8 protein-coding genes and 6 pseudogenes are annotated in these 14656 nt (G+C 67.5%); 2 read left to right on the top strand and 12 right to left on the bottom strand.

Translation table 11 applies throughout. The features are described from left to right. Positions 1-88: 88 nt before the first annotated feature. From ROV93_RS19150 to aspS, 8 genes and pseudogenes are all read right to left on the bottom strand, one after another. Positions 89-1986, bottom strand: a pseudogene (locus tag ROV93_RS19150) (potassium transporter Kup); the annotation flags it as partial. Positions 1987-2035: 49 nt separating this feature from the next. Beyond that, positions 2036-2629 (bottom strand): Holliday junction branch migration protein RuvA, encoded by a 594-nt coding sequence (gene ruvA, locus ROV93_RS19155; protein WP_005418517.1) that lies wholly within the window; start codon positions 2627-2629, stop codon positions 2036-2038. 13 nt (positions 2630-2642) lie between these two features. Continuing rightward, a pseudogene (gene ruvC, locus ROV93_RS19160) lies at positions 2643-3165 on the bottom strand (crossover junction endodeoxyribonuclease RuvC). 50 nt (positions 3166-3215) lie between these two features. Then, positions 3216-3999, bottom strand: a pseudogene (locus ROV93_RS19165) (YebC/PmpR family DNA-binding transcriptional regulator). Between the two features lie 175 nt (positions 4000-4174). Then, positions 4175-4806, bottom strand: a pseudogene (locus ROV93_RS19170) (alpha/beta fold hydrolase). A gap of 75 nt (positions 4807-4881) precedes the next feature. Next, entirely contained in the window at positions 4882-5403 is a 522-nt protein-coding gene (locus ROV93_RS19175; protein WP_049415346.1) for a GNAT family N-acetyltransferase, read from the bottom strand. 31 nt (positions 5404-5434) lie between these two features. Then, the gene (locus tag ROV93_RS19180; RefSeq protein ID WP_072167668.1) at positions 5435-5758 is read right to left on the bottom strand and encodes a DNA primase; all 324 of its coding nucleotides are present in this window, start codon (positions 5756-5758) and stop codon (positions 5435-5437) included. A gap of 16 nt (positions 5759-5774) precedes the next feature. After that, entirely contained in the window at positions 5775-7526 is a 1752-nt protein-coding gene (gene aspS, locus ROV93_RS19185; RefSeq protein WP_072167667.1) for an aspartate--tRNA ligase, read from the bottom strand. Positions 7527-7820: 294 nt separating this feature from the next. Here aspS and ROV93_RS19190 point away from each other — a divergent pair. Beyond that, positions 7821-8428 (top strand): annotated as a pseudogene (locus ROV93_RS19190) (DUF3011 domain-containing protein). A gap of 50 nt (positions 8429-8478) precedes the next feature. Here ROV93_RS19190 and ROV93_RS19195 read toward each other — a convergent pair. The 3 genes and pseudogenes from ROV93_RS19195 to blaL2 all read right to left on the bottom strand — a co-directional run bounded on the left by ROV93_RS19195 (position 8479) and on the right by blaL2 (position 11386). Further along, positions 8479-9117: a hypothetical protein gene (locus ROV93_RS19195; RefSeq protein ID WP_312540851.1), complete on the bottom strand. Its 639-nt coding sequence runs from the start codon at positions 9115-9117 to the stop codon at positions 8479-8481. A 53-nt stretch (positions 9118-9170) separates the two neighbouring features. After that, positions 9171-10389, bottom strand: a pseudogene (locus tag ROV93_RS19200) (cation:proton antiporter). 85 nt (positions 10390-10474) lie between these two features. Beyond that, entirely contained in the window at positions 10475-11386 is a 912-nt protein-coding gene (blaL2, locus tag ROV93_RS19205) for a L2 family extended-spectrum class A beta-lactamase (RefSeq protein ID WP_072167664.1), read from the bottom strand. A gap of 174 nt (positions 11387-11560) precedes the next feature. Here blaL2 and ampR point away from each other — a divergent pair, with 174 nt between their 5' ends. Continuing rightward, the gene (gene ampR, locus ROV93_RS19210) at positions 11561-12424 is read left to right on the top strand and encodes a LysR family transcriptional regulator AmpR (protein WP_111007690.1); all 864 of its coding nucleotides are present in this window, start codon (positions 11561-11563) and stop codon (positions 12422-12424) included. Positions 12425-12538: 114 nt separating this feature from the next. Here ampR and ROV93_RS19215 read toward each other — a convergent pair whose 3' ends face one another. Beyond that, complete coding sequence (locus ROV93_RS19215) at positions 12539-14404, bottom strand: ABC-F family ATP-binding cassette domain-containing protein (RefSeq protein WP_312540858.1); 1866 nt, start codon at positions 14402-14404, stop codon at positions 12539-12541. Positions 14405-14656: the final 252 nt, after the last annotated feature.

Raw genomic sequence — 14656 nt, forward strand, 5'->3', positions numbered from 1 at the left:
CGCTGGCCGGCAACCCCATGAACACCGGTGGTGCGGCGGATGCCCGCCAGCGGCCGGCACTACCAGACCTCAGATCTCGACCTGGTACGAGTTCGACCAGGCGGTTGCCGGGAATACGGAAGAAGCCGGTGGCCGGCGCGGCATTCCGGTGCATCAGCGCGAACAGCTTGTCGCGCCAGATCGGCATGCCGCGGTTGGCGGTGGCCACGATGGTTTCGCGGCTGGCGAAGAAGGTGGTGTCCATCGGGTCGAAGTAGATGCCACCGTGGTCGCACGAGCGCATCAGCGCCAGCGGCACGTCCGGGGTTTCCATGAAGCCGAAGCGCACGTAGACGCGGTAGAACTCGTCGCCCACCGATTCGATCTTCAGCCGCTGCCCTTCCATCGCATACGGGATCGGCAGGGTCTCCACGTGCAGGAACACGTTGCGTTCGTGCAGCACCTTGTTGTGCTTGAGGTTGTGCATCAGCGCATGCGGGGCGACGGTCGGGTCGGCGGTGAGGAACACTGCAGCGCCGGCACGCGCACCGGCGGTGCCAGCATCAGCCCAGGCAGGAAGGTATCCAGGCGGATGCCGTCCTTGCGGATCTCATCGCGCAGCAGTTCGCGGCCACGGCGCCAGGTGCGCATCATGGTGAACAGGAAGATCCCCAGTACCACCGGGAACCAGGCGCCCTGCAGCAGCTTGGCACCGTTGGCGATGACGAAGCCGAGGTCGATGATGAAGAACACCACGCACAGCGGCAGCAGCCAGGCGCGCGCCTTCGGCCACAGCGAACGGGCCACCAGGGCCAGCAGCAGGGTGTCGATCAGCATGGTGGCCGACACCGAGATGCCGTAGGCCACTGCCAGGTTGGACGAGCTGCGGAAGGCCAGCACCAGGCCGATCACCATTACCGCGATGCCCCAGTTGATGCCTGGGATGTAGATCTGGCCGATGGTGTCGTGCGAGGTGTGCTTGATGCGCATGCGCGGGATGTAGCCCAGCTGCATCGCCTGACGCGAGACCGAGAACGCGCCGGTGATGACCGACTGCGAGGCAATCACCGCCGCCATGGTGGCCAGGATGATCATCGGGTACAGCGCCCACGGCGGCACCGCCTCGAAGAACGGGTTTTTCAGCGCTTCGGGGTGGTTGAGCACCAGTGCGCCCTGCCCCAGGTAGTTCAGCACCAGGCACGGCAGCACGAAGAAATACCAGGCGTGGCGGATCGGTTTGGCGCCGAAGTGGCCCATGTCGGCGTAAAGCGCCTCGCCACCGGTCACCGCCAGCACCACTGCGCCGAGGATGAAGATCCCATGCCAGCTGTGCTCCATGAAGAAGCGGATCGCCCACCACGGGTTGAATGCCTTGAGCACTTCCGGCGCATCGACGATGTTGTAGATGCCGATCGCCGCCAGCGAGATGAACCAGACCGACGTGATGGGGCCGAAGGCCTTGCCGATCTTCTCGGTACCGAAGCGCTGCGCCGCGAACACCATCAACAGCACCACCACCGTGATCGGCACGATGAAGGCATGCAGGCCCGGCGCGGCCACCTCCAGGCCCTCCACCGCACCCAGCACCGATATCGCCGGGGTGATCACGCCGTCGCCGAAGAACAGCGACGCACCGAAAATGCCGAGGATGCCGACCACGTAGGCCGAGCGCGAGCCGTTGCGCAGCGTGCGCTGGGTCAACGCCATCAGCGCCATGATGCCGCCCTCGCCGTCGTTGTCGGCGCGCATGATGATGGTCACGTACTTCAGCGTGACCACGATGTTCAGCGCCCAGAACGCCAGCGACAGCACGCCCAGCACGGTGTCGTGGTCGCTGTTGAGCCCGTAGTGCGGCGAGAACGCCTCCTTCAGCGTGTACAGCGGGCTGGTACCGATATCGCCGAACACCACGCCGATCGCACCGATGATCAGCGCCATGCCTCCTGCTGGAGGGGCGTGACCGTGGCTGCCGGGGGCAGCTGCGTGCGGGGTTTGACTGCTGGACATGGGACTCCTGGCGACGCTCAGGCGGTTCGTTGAAGGAAAGGGACGCGGCTCAGCGCAGCGCCGACTGCAGCGCCTTGCGGATCACGGTGGCCACTTCGTCGCCTTCATTGAAGGCGTCGCGGGCCATGCGTGCCGCTTCGGCCGGCTTGTAGCCCAGCTGCTGCAGGGCCACGGTGGCATCGGACAGCGGGTCGGCCGGGGCTGGGCCGCTGCCGGTGGGCAGCGCGCCGCCGGCGCCGAACTGGGCTGCACGGTCACGCAGTTCCAGCACCATGCGTTCGGCAGTCTTCTTGCCGATGCCGGGAATGCGGGTCAGCGCGGTGATGTCACCGGCCTGGACCATGCGCGCGAACTCCTCGACGGAAACGCCGGACAGCACCGCCAGCGCGATCTTCGCGCCGATGCCACTGACCTTCTGCACGTCGCGGAACAGGCGCCGCTCCCCCTCGCGCAGGAAGCCGTACAGCGAAACGCTGTCTTCCTTCTGCGCGTAGTGGGTGTACAGCGTGACCTCGCGGCCGAGCTCGGGCAGGTCGTAGAAGGTGCTCATCGGCGCCTCCAGTTCGTAGCCCACCCCGTTCACGTCCACCACCAGCCACGGCGGCGCCTTGTAGGCGACGATGCCGCGCAGTCGACCGATCATTGCGTGCAGCTCCTCATTTGCGGCCCCACGCCTGGCGGCGCACTGAGCCCCAGGCGGTTGGCCGTTGCCCGTACGTGGGCATGGGTGATCGCCACCGCCAACGCGTCGGCCGCGTCGGCCTGCAGCTTGGTTTTCAGGTTGAGCATGAGCCCGACCATGTGTTGAACCTGTTGCTTTTCGGCGCCACCACGGCCAACCACGGCGAGCTTGATCTCGCTGGCGGCGTATTCGTGCACCGGCAGGTCGCGCAGCACCACGGCCGAGATCGCCGCGCCCCGGGCCTGGCCCAGCTTCAGCGCCGAATCGGGATTACGGGCCATGAACACCTTTTCAATGGCCACTTCCTGCGGCTGGTACTCGCGGCACAGGTCGGCCAGGCCCAGCACCAGCAGCTTCATGCGCTGCGGGAAGTCGTCGGCGCCCAGCAGCACCAATGGCTGGTGGTGCACGTAGGTGACGCGGCCGGCGGCATCGACATCGATGATGCCGACCCCGGTCCGCTGCGAACCGGGGTCGATGCCGAGGATGCGGGTCATGCTGCACTCCTGGCGGGGCGGAACGGGATGCGCTGGCAGGCGTAGGGGGCTCATGGCTGTCCGCGGTGACCGTTCAACGGCCCGCGCCCAGGCCGTCGCAGACGGCTCAGGCGTAGGGCGTCGCCGAGTTCGGCGTTGGAATACACGTCCTGCACGTCGTCCAGGTCTTCGAGCATGTCCAGCAGCTTCTTGACCTGCAGGGCGACGTCGCCTTCAACCTTGATGTCGTTGTCCGCGCGGAAGGTGATCTCGGCGTGGTCGGCGACATGGCCGGCGGCGGCCATCGCATCCTTCACCGCGTTGAACGCGTCAGGGCTGGTGACCACATCGATCGAGCCGTCATCGGGGTAGACCACGATGTCATCGGCACCGGCCTCAATGGCCGCTTCGGTGATGGCTTCCTCGTCGGCCCCTGCGGCGAAGCTGAGCACGCCCAGGCGCTTGAACATGAAGGCCACCGAGCCTTCGGCGCCCATGTTGCCACCGCACTTGCTGAACGCATGGCGGACGTCGGCCACAGTGCGCACGCGATTGTCGGTCAGGCAGTCGACGATCACGGCCACGCCACCCGGAGCGTAGCCCTCGTAGCGGACTTCCTCGTAGTCGACGCCTTCCAGCTCACCGGTCGCCTTCTTGATGGCACGCTCGATCACGTCCTTGGACATGTTCACGGCCAGGCCCTTGTCCACGGCCACGCGCAGGCGCGGATTGTTGTTGGGGTCGCCTCCACCGCCGCGCGGCAACGCCGATCTCGCGGATGATCTTGGTGAAAATCTTGCCGCGCTTCGCGTCGGACGCGTTCTTGCGGGCTTCGATGGAGGGGCCTCTACCCATGGGTGCTACCGTCTGGCTGCTTCAGGATCAAGGCGCGGATTCTACCTGATCGGGCGCTGCAACCGTGTCTAGGCCCGTATTGTTGTAGAGCCGAGCCAATGCTCGGCTCAATGGGCCCGACGGAATGCAGCCGAGCATGGGCTCGGCTCTACAGGGCGGCCTGCCTCCCCTGCCCCTATGCTGCCGCCGCGTCGCGGCTGTGGTCGAACTTGCCATGGCGCAGGAAATGCGCGGTCTGCCGCGCAGCGTCGAGCGACACCACCAGGCCGCTGTGGCTGGTGCGGACCACGCAATGGTCGGCCAGGCCCGGCAGCCGGGTCTCGGCCAGTGCCACGGTGCCGTCGGAGGCATCGTCGATGGCACCCAGCAGGCTGCCCAGCCCGTGCGGCACCGAGCCGGCAATCAGGCCTTTCGGCCCTGCCCTGCCAGTCCGGCAGGCCATCGAGCAGCAGCTCGCTGCTGCGTCCCAGCGCCAGGCCCCAGCCGTGCTCGGACAACGAGCGTGCGGTGCCACTGCCGCGCAGCGGTGAACCCAGGCAGACCACGCGCTGCACCGGCAGCTGCGGATTGCGCCGCAGCGCTTCCAGCGCCAGCAACCCGCCCAGGCTGTGGCCGACCAGCGACAACGGCCCGGCGTCGGCCAACCGTTCCAGCAGCTGGGCGCACCGCCACGTCGGGACCACCGAACACCGAGGAGTAACCGAACGCATGCACCTGGAAACCACGCGCGCGCAGGCGCCAGGCCAGCGGCCCGACCCAGGCGCGGGCATTCCAGATGCCATGCAGCAGCAATACGGGGGGAGTCATGCAAACAGCCTGGCGGTCAGCGGGGCAGGAACGTGAGGTGATTGAACACGCGCGCGCAGCAAGCGGCGGTGAACGTCAGGCCGCGCGCGGTGCGCGGCGCAGGATGAATTCAAGATCGTTGGTATCGCCAACCGGGAACAGGTACTCGCCGGCCTTCTCGAAACCATAGCGGGCGTAGAAGCGTTGCGCGCCGAAGTTCTCCGACCACACGCCCAGCCACAGCGTGCGCGGGCCTTCGCGCTCCAGCCAGGCCAGCGCGGTTTCCAGCAGGCGGCTGCCCCAGCCGCAGCTCTGCTGCGTCTTGATCAGGTACAGGCGCTTGAGTTCGCCGTCACCGGGTTTCACATCCGGATGCGGCAGGCCACAGGGGCCGGCGGCGGCATGGCCGACCGCCTCCCCATCCAGTTCCAGCAGCCACACTGCGTAATCGGGGTGGGCCAGGATCACGCGCTGGCGCTCGACCGTGTAGGCCTCCTCCAGGAAGGCCTGCAGGTCCTGCGGCGGGTACAGATGGCCGAAGGTTTCGGTGAACGTGCGGGCGGCCAGCGCCGACAGGGTCGGCGCATCGTCCACAGTGGCGCGGCGGATCGAATACATGCAGGAAGTTGACGCCAGGGCGAAGCGGGGGTCAAGCCTTTTCAGGCGACTCCTCTTCTTCCTCGTCCTCTTCCTCGTACTCTTCTTCGTCCTCGTCCTCGTCCTCTTCTTCCTCGCCTTCCTCGTCCTCGTCGTACTCTTCCTCTTCGTCGTCCTCGTAATCCTCGACGCCGAAGTCTTCACCGTCCCAACGGCCTTCGCCGTCGGCGACGAAGGTCAGGGCCATCGCCGCCGGGTTGGTACCGACGCGGACCAGCCAACCACCGAACACGCGTGCACGCTCGGTGACCAGGTTGGCCTCGGAGCCTTCATTGCCCAGCTTTTCCCACTCCAGCGAAAACGCAAACTCGGTCATTGCCTGGATCTCCTGATCAGTTGGTCTTGGGGCGAACCTGGATGTGCACTTCGGCCAGCTGCGCGTCGACGATCGGCGACGGCGCGTCGGTCATCAGATCCTGTGCACCGGTGGTCTTCGGGAACGGGATGACGTCGCGGATCGACTCGGTGCCGGCCATCAGCGCGGCGATGCGGTCGATGCCGAAGGCGATGCCACCGTGCGGCGGCGCGCCGTAGTTCAGCGCGTCGAGCAGGAATCCGAACTTGGCGCGGGCCTCTTCGGCGCCGATGCCGAGCAGCTCGAACACTGCGCTCTGCATGTCCGGACGGTGGATACGGATCGAACCGCCGCCGATTTCATTGCCGTTGAGCACCATGTCGTAGCCGCGCGAGACGGCGGTACGGGCGTTGGCGCGCAGGTCGGCGATGTCGTCCACGGCCGGTGCGGTGAAGGGATGATGCAGGGCGACGTAGCGCTGTTCTTCCTCGTCCCATTCGAACATCGGGAAGTCGGTGACCCACAGCGGCGCCCAGCCATCGGCGATCAGGCCGAAGTCCTTGCCGGCCTTCAGGCGCAGCGCACCCATGAAGTCGGAGACCTTGTTGTAGCCACCGGCACCGAAGAACACGATGTCGCCGTTGCCGGCGCCAACATGGGCGACCAGCGCAGCGAAGGAGGCCTCGCTGAAGAACTTCTGGATCGGCGAGCTGACTTCGCCGTTGTCGGCGATCTTGATGTAGGCCAGGCCCTTGGCGCCGTATTTGGCGGCGTGCGCGGCGTACTCGTCGATCTGCTTGCGGCTCAGCGCTGCACCGCCCGGGATGCGCAGCGCGGCGACGCGGCCTTCGGCATCGTTGGCCGGGCCGGTGAACACTGCGAACCCGCTGTCCTTGACCAGTTCAGCCACGTCGACCAGCTCCAGCGCGATGCGCAGGTCCGGCTTGTCCGAACCGTAGCGGCGCATCGCCTCGGCCCAGGTCATGCGCGGGAAGCTGGCATCCAGCTGGACGTCGACCACTTCCTTGAAGATGGCGCGGATCATGTCTTCGACGAAGTCCTGCACGTCGCGCTCGCGCACGAAGGCGAATTCCATGTCCAGCTGGGTGAACTCCAGCTGGCGGTCGGCACGCAGTGCTTCGTCGCGGAAGCAGCGCGCGATCTGGTAGTAACGGTCGAAGCCGGCCACCATCAGGATCTGCTTGAACAGCTGCGGGCTCTGCGGCAGCGCGTAGAACTCGCCCGGGTGCATGCGCGCCGGCACCAGGAAGTCGCGCGCGCCTTCCGGGGTGGCCTTGGTCAGGATCGGGGTCTCGATGTCCTGGAAGCCCTTTTCGTCCAGGTGGCGGCGCAGGGCCTGCACCAGCTTGATGCGGGTGCGCTGCATGCGCTGCATTTCCGGACGGCGCAGGTCCAGATAGCGGTACTTCAGGCGGGTTTCCTCGCCCGGGTTCTCGTGGGCGTGGAACGGCAGCGGCGCAGCCTTGTTCAGCACGGTGATGGCGGTGGCGATCACTTCCACCTTGCCGGTGCGCATCTTGTCGTTCACCGCGTGGCGGGCGCGCACGACACCCTCCACCTGCAGCACGTCCTCGTAGCCCAGCGAAGCGGCCACGGCGAACACTTCGGCGTTATCGACCTCCACGGTCACCTGCACGATGCCTTCATGATCGCGGAGATCGATGAAGCAGACGCCGCCCTGGTTACGGGCCACGTCGGTCCAACCGGCGAGGGTGACAGTCTGGCCAATCAGGGTCTCGTCGACCAGGCCGCAGAAGTGGGTACGCATTGGGGGAAGCTCCGCTGGAGAACGCCGGCACCGGACGGGGGCCGGAAAGCCTCGTATTCTGCGGCCGAGGCCCCGGCCGGGGCAAATCCGGCCAGTCACACCGGCTTGATCATCCCCCTCCCTATAGTCAGGCACCTGCCACCGTATGGGATGCCGCCATGAATCCGCTGTCCCTGGCCCGCCTGGCCGTGACCCTGAGCCTGGGCGCCCATCGCCACGCTCGCCCTGCCCTCCGCCCCGGCCGCCGCGCAGAGCGGGGTGATCCGTTGCGAGAGCCAGAACAACCGAGAACGCGTGTGCAATACAGGCTGGCGCAATGCGCAGCTGGTCCGCCAGCTGTCCGGCAGCGCCTGCGACGAGGGCCGCACCTGGGGCAGCCGCAATGGCAGCATCTGGGTCAGCAATGGCTGCCGCGCCGAATTCGTCGAGGCCCGTGGTGGCTGGGGCGGCGGCAACGGCGGTGGCTGGGGCGGCAACAACGGCCGGCCCGGCGAGACCATCCGCTGTGAGAGCCAGAACAATCGCGAACGCAGCTGCCCGGTCGGCTGGCGCAATGCCCGCCTGGTCCGCCAGCTGTCCGGCAGCCCCTGCGACGAAGGCCGTACCTGGGGGTGCGCAATGGCGCGGTGTGGGTCAGCAACGGCTGCCGCGCCGAATTCGCCGAAGCTCGCGGCTGGGGCGGCGGGGGCGGTGGCTGGGGCGGCGGCAACAGCAACTACTCCATCACCTGCAGCAGCAACAACAACCGCACGCAGAACTGCGACTGGGATGAGCGCCAGGGCCGGCCGGTGCTGCAGCAGCAGCTGTCCGGCAGCGCCTGCCAGGAGGGCCGGAGCTGGGGCTACGCTCGGGGCCAGGTGTGGGTGAGCAACGGTTGCCGGGCGCGCTTCGGTACGCGTTGAGTTGCGGGGTTGGGGTCAGAGCCCTCCGCAGGTGGGGTCCGACCCGGGGATCACGGCGCGGGTGCTGTGTCGTCGCCCCACGGTGGCGGTGGCAGGTCGACCGGCTTGCTCAGGTCGAACTGCACGCGGAAGCGGCGACCGTCCGGGCGCGTCAGTTCGTAGACGAACGTCTGATCCGGATCGATCTCCATCGCCCAGGTGTTATGCGTGGAAGCCAGCATGTCGGCGCGGCGGAACATCGCCACCGAATCGGCATCGGCCGGGAACTGCTGGCGCTCGGCGGCGCCCGGCGGCGTGCTGTCGCCACCGTACAGCGTGATCGCGTCGGGGCTGCCGTCTTCGTGGCGATGGTCGTGCTTCAGCCGCAGCCCGTTCGGCGTGCGGGTCAGCACCCAGGTCCGCGAGTGGTCATCACCGACATGGAACGGGATGCGCAGTTCGTGCGCCGGGTCGGCGCAGCGCACATGCATGACCAGGCGCTGCCCGGCGAACGGATCCTTGGCGGTCGGTGCAGGCGTGTCCTCCACCACCTTGCCGACGTAGGCCTGGCCGCAATGTGCGGCGATGGCGGCCATGAACGCATCGGCCGGTGCGGTCGCCAGGTCATGGGCGACCGTGTCGGAGCGCTGCGTGCACGCAGCGAGGCTGAGCAGGAGGGCGGCGGTAGTGGCAACGGCAATCGGTCTCATACCCCAACCCTAACGGCCATGGACGATGGGCGCAAACCGCGCGCCAGTCCCGCTCAGCGCTCGGCAGACGGTGCTGCCGGCAGTGCTTCGGTCGCCGCCGCTACCGGCGCGGCCTCGCCCTCGCCGGCCGGCTCCTGCTCCACCGGATCAACGTCAAACGGTGTACGGAACACCAGCGACGGCAGCAGCGTGGTCAGTGCGGCGTACAGCAGCAGCGCGCCGAACAGCACCGCCGGAATCTGGAAACGCTCGCGCATGATCGCCGCCAGCACCAGGGTGAAGATCAGGGTCGGAGCCAGCGCCAGCGAGACGCGCAGGCTGCTGCGGAAGCTCTCGCCGAACATCACCCGGCGCTGCAGCCAGACCACGCCGATGCGCAGCGGCAGCACCACCAGGGTGATCACGATGCCCAGCCCCAGCGCCTCGAAGCTCAACGCTTCGCTGGGCGACCTTGGTGCCGGCGTTGAAGAAGTAGAACGGCACGAAGAACGAGGCGAACAGGCGCAGCGCGTGCAGGTTCTCGTGCGAGGCCAGCAGCGGCATGCGCTGGTGCAGCAGGCGCGCAACCAGGCCGGCGATGAACGCGCCCACCAGGTAATACACGCCCAGCAGGTAGGTGATGTAGGCCGCCACCATGCCGACCATCACCAGCAGCGAGAACTCCGAGCCCGGCGCGTGCGGCGCCACCCAGCGGCCCAGCGCGATGAACAGCAGCGGCAGGCCGACCATCATCGCCAGCAGCGCCAGGCTGGACAGCGCCATGTGTCCCGGGTCGCCGGCCTGCAGCACGATGAACAACGCCGCCAGCGCCAGCAGCTCACCGGCGATGGCCTTGCTGGTCACCCAGAACCGTTCGTCCTCGCTCAGGCCCAGCCGCGACAGCGAGTCCATGATGAAACCGGTCGAGGGCGTCAGCAGCGCCAACGCCAGCAGCCCGGCGGCCTGCCACGGCAATCCTGCGTAACGCCAGGCCAACCAGCCGACGCCGAACAGCGTGCCGGTACGGATGACCAGATGTGCCAGCAGCGGCCACATGCCCCGGCGCAGCGCCTGCAGATCCACTTCCAGGCCGGCGAACAGGAACAGCGAGGAAATGCCCAGGGTGGCCAGCAGTCCGATCACCGCATCATGTGCCTGATCCCCCAGCCAGAGCATGCCGATGATGCCGAACAGCAGGCAGGTCAACGGGGCGGGCAGGCTGAAACGCTGCAACGCGCGTGGGATCACCAGCAGCGCGAAGATCAGCAGCAGGTAGATCAGTTCATGGCTCATGGGGTCTTCCGTGGGGTTGGAACGCGCGCAGGATGCGCGCGCTGAACCGATCCGGCAAGCCGTTTCTGGATGACTCCCGGTTACCTCAACCGATCAGGCGATCGGCAATGCGCCCCACCTGCGCCAGCACCCCGGCGCGCTGCTCGTTGCTGATCGCACTGGCCTGCAGATAGGCGGTCAGCACCCACGGTGCGCCGCCGGACAAGGGCCACAGGACGGCGATGTCGTTGCGCGCGTCTTCACCATTGCTGCCGGTCTTGTCACCCACCCGCCAGCGCTTGCCGAGTCCCGCGCGCAGGCAGGCATCACCGGTCTCATTGTCGATCAGCCAGTCGGACAACTGCTGCCGCGACGCCGGTTGCAGCACATCGCCCAGCACCACACGCTGAAGGGTGGCGGCCATCGCCGCCGGGGTGGTGGTGTCGCGCGGGTCGCCCTCGGCGAAGCTGTTCATTTCCGGCTCCAGCCGATCGCTGCGGCTGACCGTATCGCCGCTGGCACGCAGGAACGCGGTCACCGCGGGCGGGCCACCGACCACGCCGAACAGCAGGTTGGCGGCGGTGTTGTCACTGGTGATCACAGTGGCCCGGCACAGGTCACGCACGGTCATGTCCTTGCCGGCATGACGGCGGGTGACCGGTGCATGCGAGAGCAGATCGGCATCGCGCACCGGCATGCGCCGGTCGAGCAGCGCGGGCGCACGCTCGGCCTGGCTGAGCACGGTGGCCGCCAGCATGCTCTTGAAGGTACTGCACATCGGGAAGCGCTCATCCTGGCGATGACCCAAGCGGCGACCGCTGGCGGTGTCGAGCAGGGTCACGCCCAGGCGGCCGGCGCAGGCCATCTCCAGCGCTGCGAAATCGTTGGCGGTGGTAATGGCAGCCTCGGTCGGTGCGCGTGCGCTGGCCTTGCCTGCCGCACGCGCCAGCAACGGCAGGGCAAGCGAAGAAGCGGCGGCGGCACCACTGAACTGCAGGAATCGGCGACGGGCGAGCATACGGAATCTCCTGGCAACCCCTCGATTATTCAGGCCAGCACGATGGGCGACCAGCGCGAAATATCAGCGAGAGACATGAAAATTATTCATGCCTGTCGCATTCAACCCACTGCTGTTACGAACAATTCTATCGACAGGGTAGGATCAGCCATCACTCCAGCTCACGACTGTACGATGCTGCACCCGACCCTGTCGCTGAATGCGCTGCGCGCGTTCGAGGCCGCCGCCCGCCATCAGAACTTCACCCGTGCCGCGCTGGAGCTGTGTGTCAGCCAGGCGGCGCTGAGCCACCAGATCCGGGGCCTGGAAGACCGGCTCGGCATCCGCCTGTTCCATCGCCTGCCGCGCGGCGTGGCGCTGACCGATGAAGGTGCAGCGCTGTATCCGGTGCTCAACGAATCGTTCGAACGCATCTCGGCCAGCATCGCGCGCTACACCGGCGGGCCGGCCCGCGAAGTGCTGACGCTGGGGGTGGTCGGCACCTTCGCCACCGGCTGGCTGCTGCCACGGTTGGCCGCATTCGAGGCCGCGCATCCGGACATCGAGCTGCGCCTGCAGACCCACAACAACCGCATCGACCTGGCCGGCGAGGGGCTGGATCTAGCCATCCGCTTCGGTGATGGCGACTGGCAGGGCCAGGCCTGCACGGCGATCCTCGATGCGCCCTTCGCGCCGCTGTGCGCCCCGGCATTGGCGCGGCGGCTGAAGCAGCCGCGCGACCTGGCCACGCTGCCGTTGTTGCGTTCCTATCGCAGCGACGAATGGCCGCGCTGGCTGCAGGCGGCCGGCGTCAGCGGTGTGGAAGCACGTGGGCCGGTGTTCGATTCCTCGCTGACGGTGGCGATGGCCGCCGCCGGCGGTGCCGGCGTGGCCTTGCTGCCGCTGCGCATGTTTGAGCAGGAACTGGCCGAAGGCCGCCTGCTGCAGCCGTTCGGCACCACGCTGGAGCTGGGCCGCTACTGGCTGACGCGGCTACGCTCGCGCGCCGAGCGCGAGCCGGCCAAGCGCTTCCGCGAGTGGCTGCAGGCGCAGGCATGATGTAGCGCCGAGCCTACGCTCGGCTGCTCCGTGTCCAATGCCGCGCTACGCGCGAAAGCCGAGCGTGGCTCGGCACTGCAGAAATGCCAGTCGGCCGCTGGCCGGCACGACCGGTCAGGACTCCAGCAGCTCCATCCACGCCGCTTCAGCCTTTTCCAGCTGCGCGGCGGCGGTTTCCCGATCGCGGCCAAGCACGGCCATGCGGCTGGCATCGGCGTAGTTGGCCGGGTCGGCCAGCTGGCGATCCAGTTCGGCCAGCGCACCTTCCAGCTCGGCCACCTTGGCTTCAGCGGCGGCCAGCTTGTGCGGGTTCACCGGCTTCTTCTGCACCACCTGCGCCACCGGGGCGGTCTTGACCACCACCGGCTCTTCCACCTGTTCCATGCGCGCCTTGGGCGCCTGTGCCTGCGGGCGGGTACGCAGCCACGCGGCGTAGGCATCCAGATCGCCGTCGAACGGCTCGACCACGCCATCAGCCACGCGCCAATAGGTATCGCAGACCAGGCCGATCAGGTGGCGGTCGTGCGAGACCATCACGATCGCGCCTTCGAAGGTGGCCAGTGCTTCGGCCAGCGCTTCGCGCATTTCCAGGTCAAGGTGGTTGGTCGGTTCGTCCAGCAGCAGCACGTTCGGCTGCTGCCAGGCGATCAGCGCCAGCGCCAGGCGCGCACGCTCGCCACCGGAGAAACCATCGACCGGCTCGAACGCGCGGTCGCCCGGGAAATTCCACTTGCCAAGGAAATCGCGGAACGACTGGTTCGGCGCATCCGGGGCGATCTCGCGGAAGTGCTCCATCGGCGACTGGCCTTCGTGCAGCGACTCCACCGTGTGCTGGGCGAAGTAGCCGATCTTCAGGTCCGGGTGCGCCATGCGCTCACCGACGATCGGCGCCAGTTCACCCACCAGGGTCTTCACCAGGGTGGTCTTGCCGGCGCCGTTGGGGCCGAGCAGGCCAATGCGCTGGCCCGCTTCCAGGCCGAAGCCGACGTTGTGCAGGATCACCGCATCCTGGCCGTAGCCGGCCTCGACGTGGTTGAGGCGGATCAGCGAGAACGGCAGCTTGGCCGGCGGCGCGAACTCGATGCGGAACTCGCGTTCGGCACGCACCGCTTCGGTGCCGGCCAGCTTGGCCAGGCGCTTCATGCGGCTCTGCGCCTGCGCGGCCTTGCTCGCCTGCGCCTTGAAGCGGTCGATGAAACTCTGCAGGTGGGCGCGCTCGGCCTGCTCCTTCTCGTGCGCGATCTGCTGCTGGCGCAGCTGTTCGGCGCGCTGGCGCTCGAAATCGGTGTAGCCGCCCGGGTAGAGCTTGGCGCCGCCGCCGTGCAGGTGCAGGGTATGGGTGGCCACGTTGTCGAGGAACTCGCGGTCATGCGAGATCAGCAACAAGGTGCCTGGGTACTTCAGCAGCCACTGTTCCAGCCAGTACACCGCGTCCAGGTCCAGGTGGTTGGTCGGTTCGTCGAGCAGCAGCAGGTCGCTGGGCATCATCAGCGCACGGGCCAGGTTCAGGCGCACGCGCCAGCCACCGGAGAACGAGGACACCGCGCGGTGGTGCGTCTCGGCCGGGAAGCCGAGCCCGTGCAGCAGCTTGCCGGCGCGCGCTTCGGCGTCGTAGGCGCCCATCTCGGCCATCTTCGTGTGTGCGTTGGCCACCGCCTCCCAGTCTTCGCGGGCGGTCGCCTCGGCCTCTTCGGCCAGCACCGCGGCCACCTCAGTGTCGCCGCCCAGCACGAAGCTCAGCGCCGGGTCCGGCAGCGACGGGGTTTCCTGGGCCACGCTGGCGATACGGACCTTGCCGGGCAGGTCGACGTCACCCTTGTCGGCCTCCAGCTCGCCCTTCACCGCCGCGAACAGGCTGGATTTGCCAGCACCGTTGCGGCCGACCACACCTACCCGGTAACCGGCGTGCAGGGTCAGGTCGACATTGGACAACAGCAGCCGCTCGCCGCGGCGCAAGGCGAAATTACGAAGGGAGATCATCGGGGAAGGGGTCCATATAACCGGATGGAATGTGCTGGTGAGCACTGTTCCTGCGACGCAATTCTAGCGTTAACGAATACTTGACGCGTCCCGGGATGCGCAGTGGCCGACGTTCCTCTCTCCCACGTCCTCGCCGCGCGCGTCCCGGGTCTCCTCCCCGCCGATGCCTGTCCGGGCTAAATGGTTGCTGCTGCAACGTTTTTTCCAATGACCGGCATTTGACAGGCACTGAATATCCCGTTAATTGCTGTA

Origin of the sequence: Stenotrophomonas maltophilia group sp. msm4 (assembly GCF_032025605.1) — a bacterium.
Lineage (GTDB): Bacteria > Pseudomonadota > Gammaproteobacteria > Xanthomonadales > Xanthomonadaceae > Stenotrophomonas > Stenotrophomonas sepilia.

Bases quoted from the DNA above. Each gene is read 5' to 3' on its own strand.
- ruvA (WP_005418517.1), bottom strand. From the start codon at position 2,629: ATGATCGGTCGACTGCGCGGCATCGTCGCCTACAAGGCGCCGCCGTGG.
- ROV93_RS19175 (WP_049415346.1), bottom strand. From the start codon at position 5,403: ATGTATTCGATCCGCCGCGCCACTGTGGACGATGCGCCGACCCTGTCG.
- ROV93_RS19180 (WP_072167668.1), bottom strand. From the start codon at position 5,758: ATGACCGAGTTTGCGTTTTCGCTGGAGTGGGAAAAGCTGGGCAATGAA.
- aspS (WP_072167667.1), bottom strand. From the start codon at position 7,526: ATGCGTACCCACTTCTGCGGCCTGGTCGACGAGACCCTGATTGGCCAG.
- ROV93_RS19195 (WP_312540851.1), bottom strand. From the start codon at position 9,117: ATGAGACCGATTGCCGTTGCCACTACCGCCGCCCTCCTGCTCAGCCTC.
- blaL2 (WP_072167664.1), bottom strand. From the start codon at position 11,386: ATGCTCGCCCGTCGCCGATTCCTGCAGTTCAGTGGTGCCGCCGCCGCT.
- ampR (WP_111007690.1), top strand. From the start codon at position 11,561: ATGCTGCACCCGACCCTGTCGCTGAATGCGCTGCGCGCGTTCGAGGCC.
- ROV93_RS19215 (WP_312540858.1), bottom strand. From the start codon at position 14,404: ATGATCTCCCTTCGTAATTTCGCCTTGCGCCGCGGCGAGCGGCTGCTG.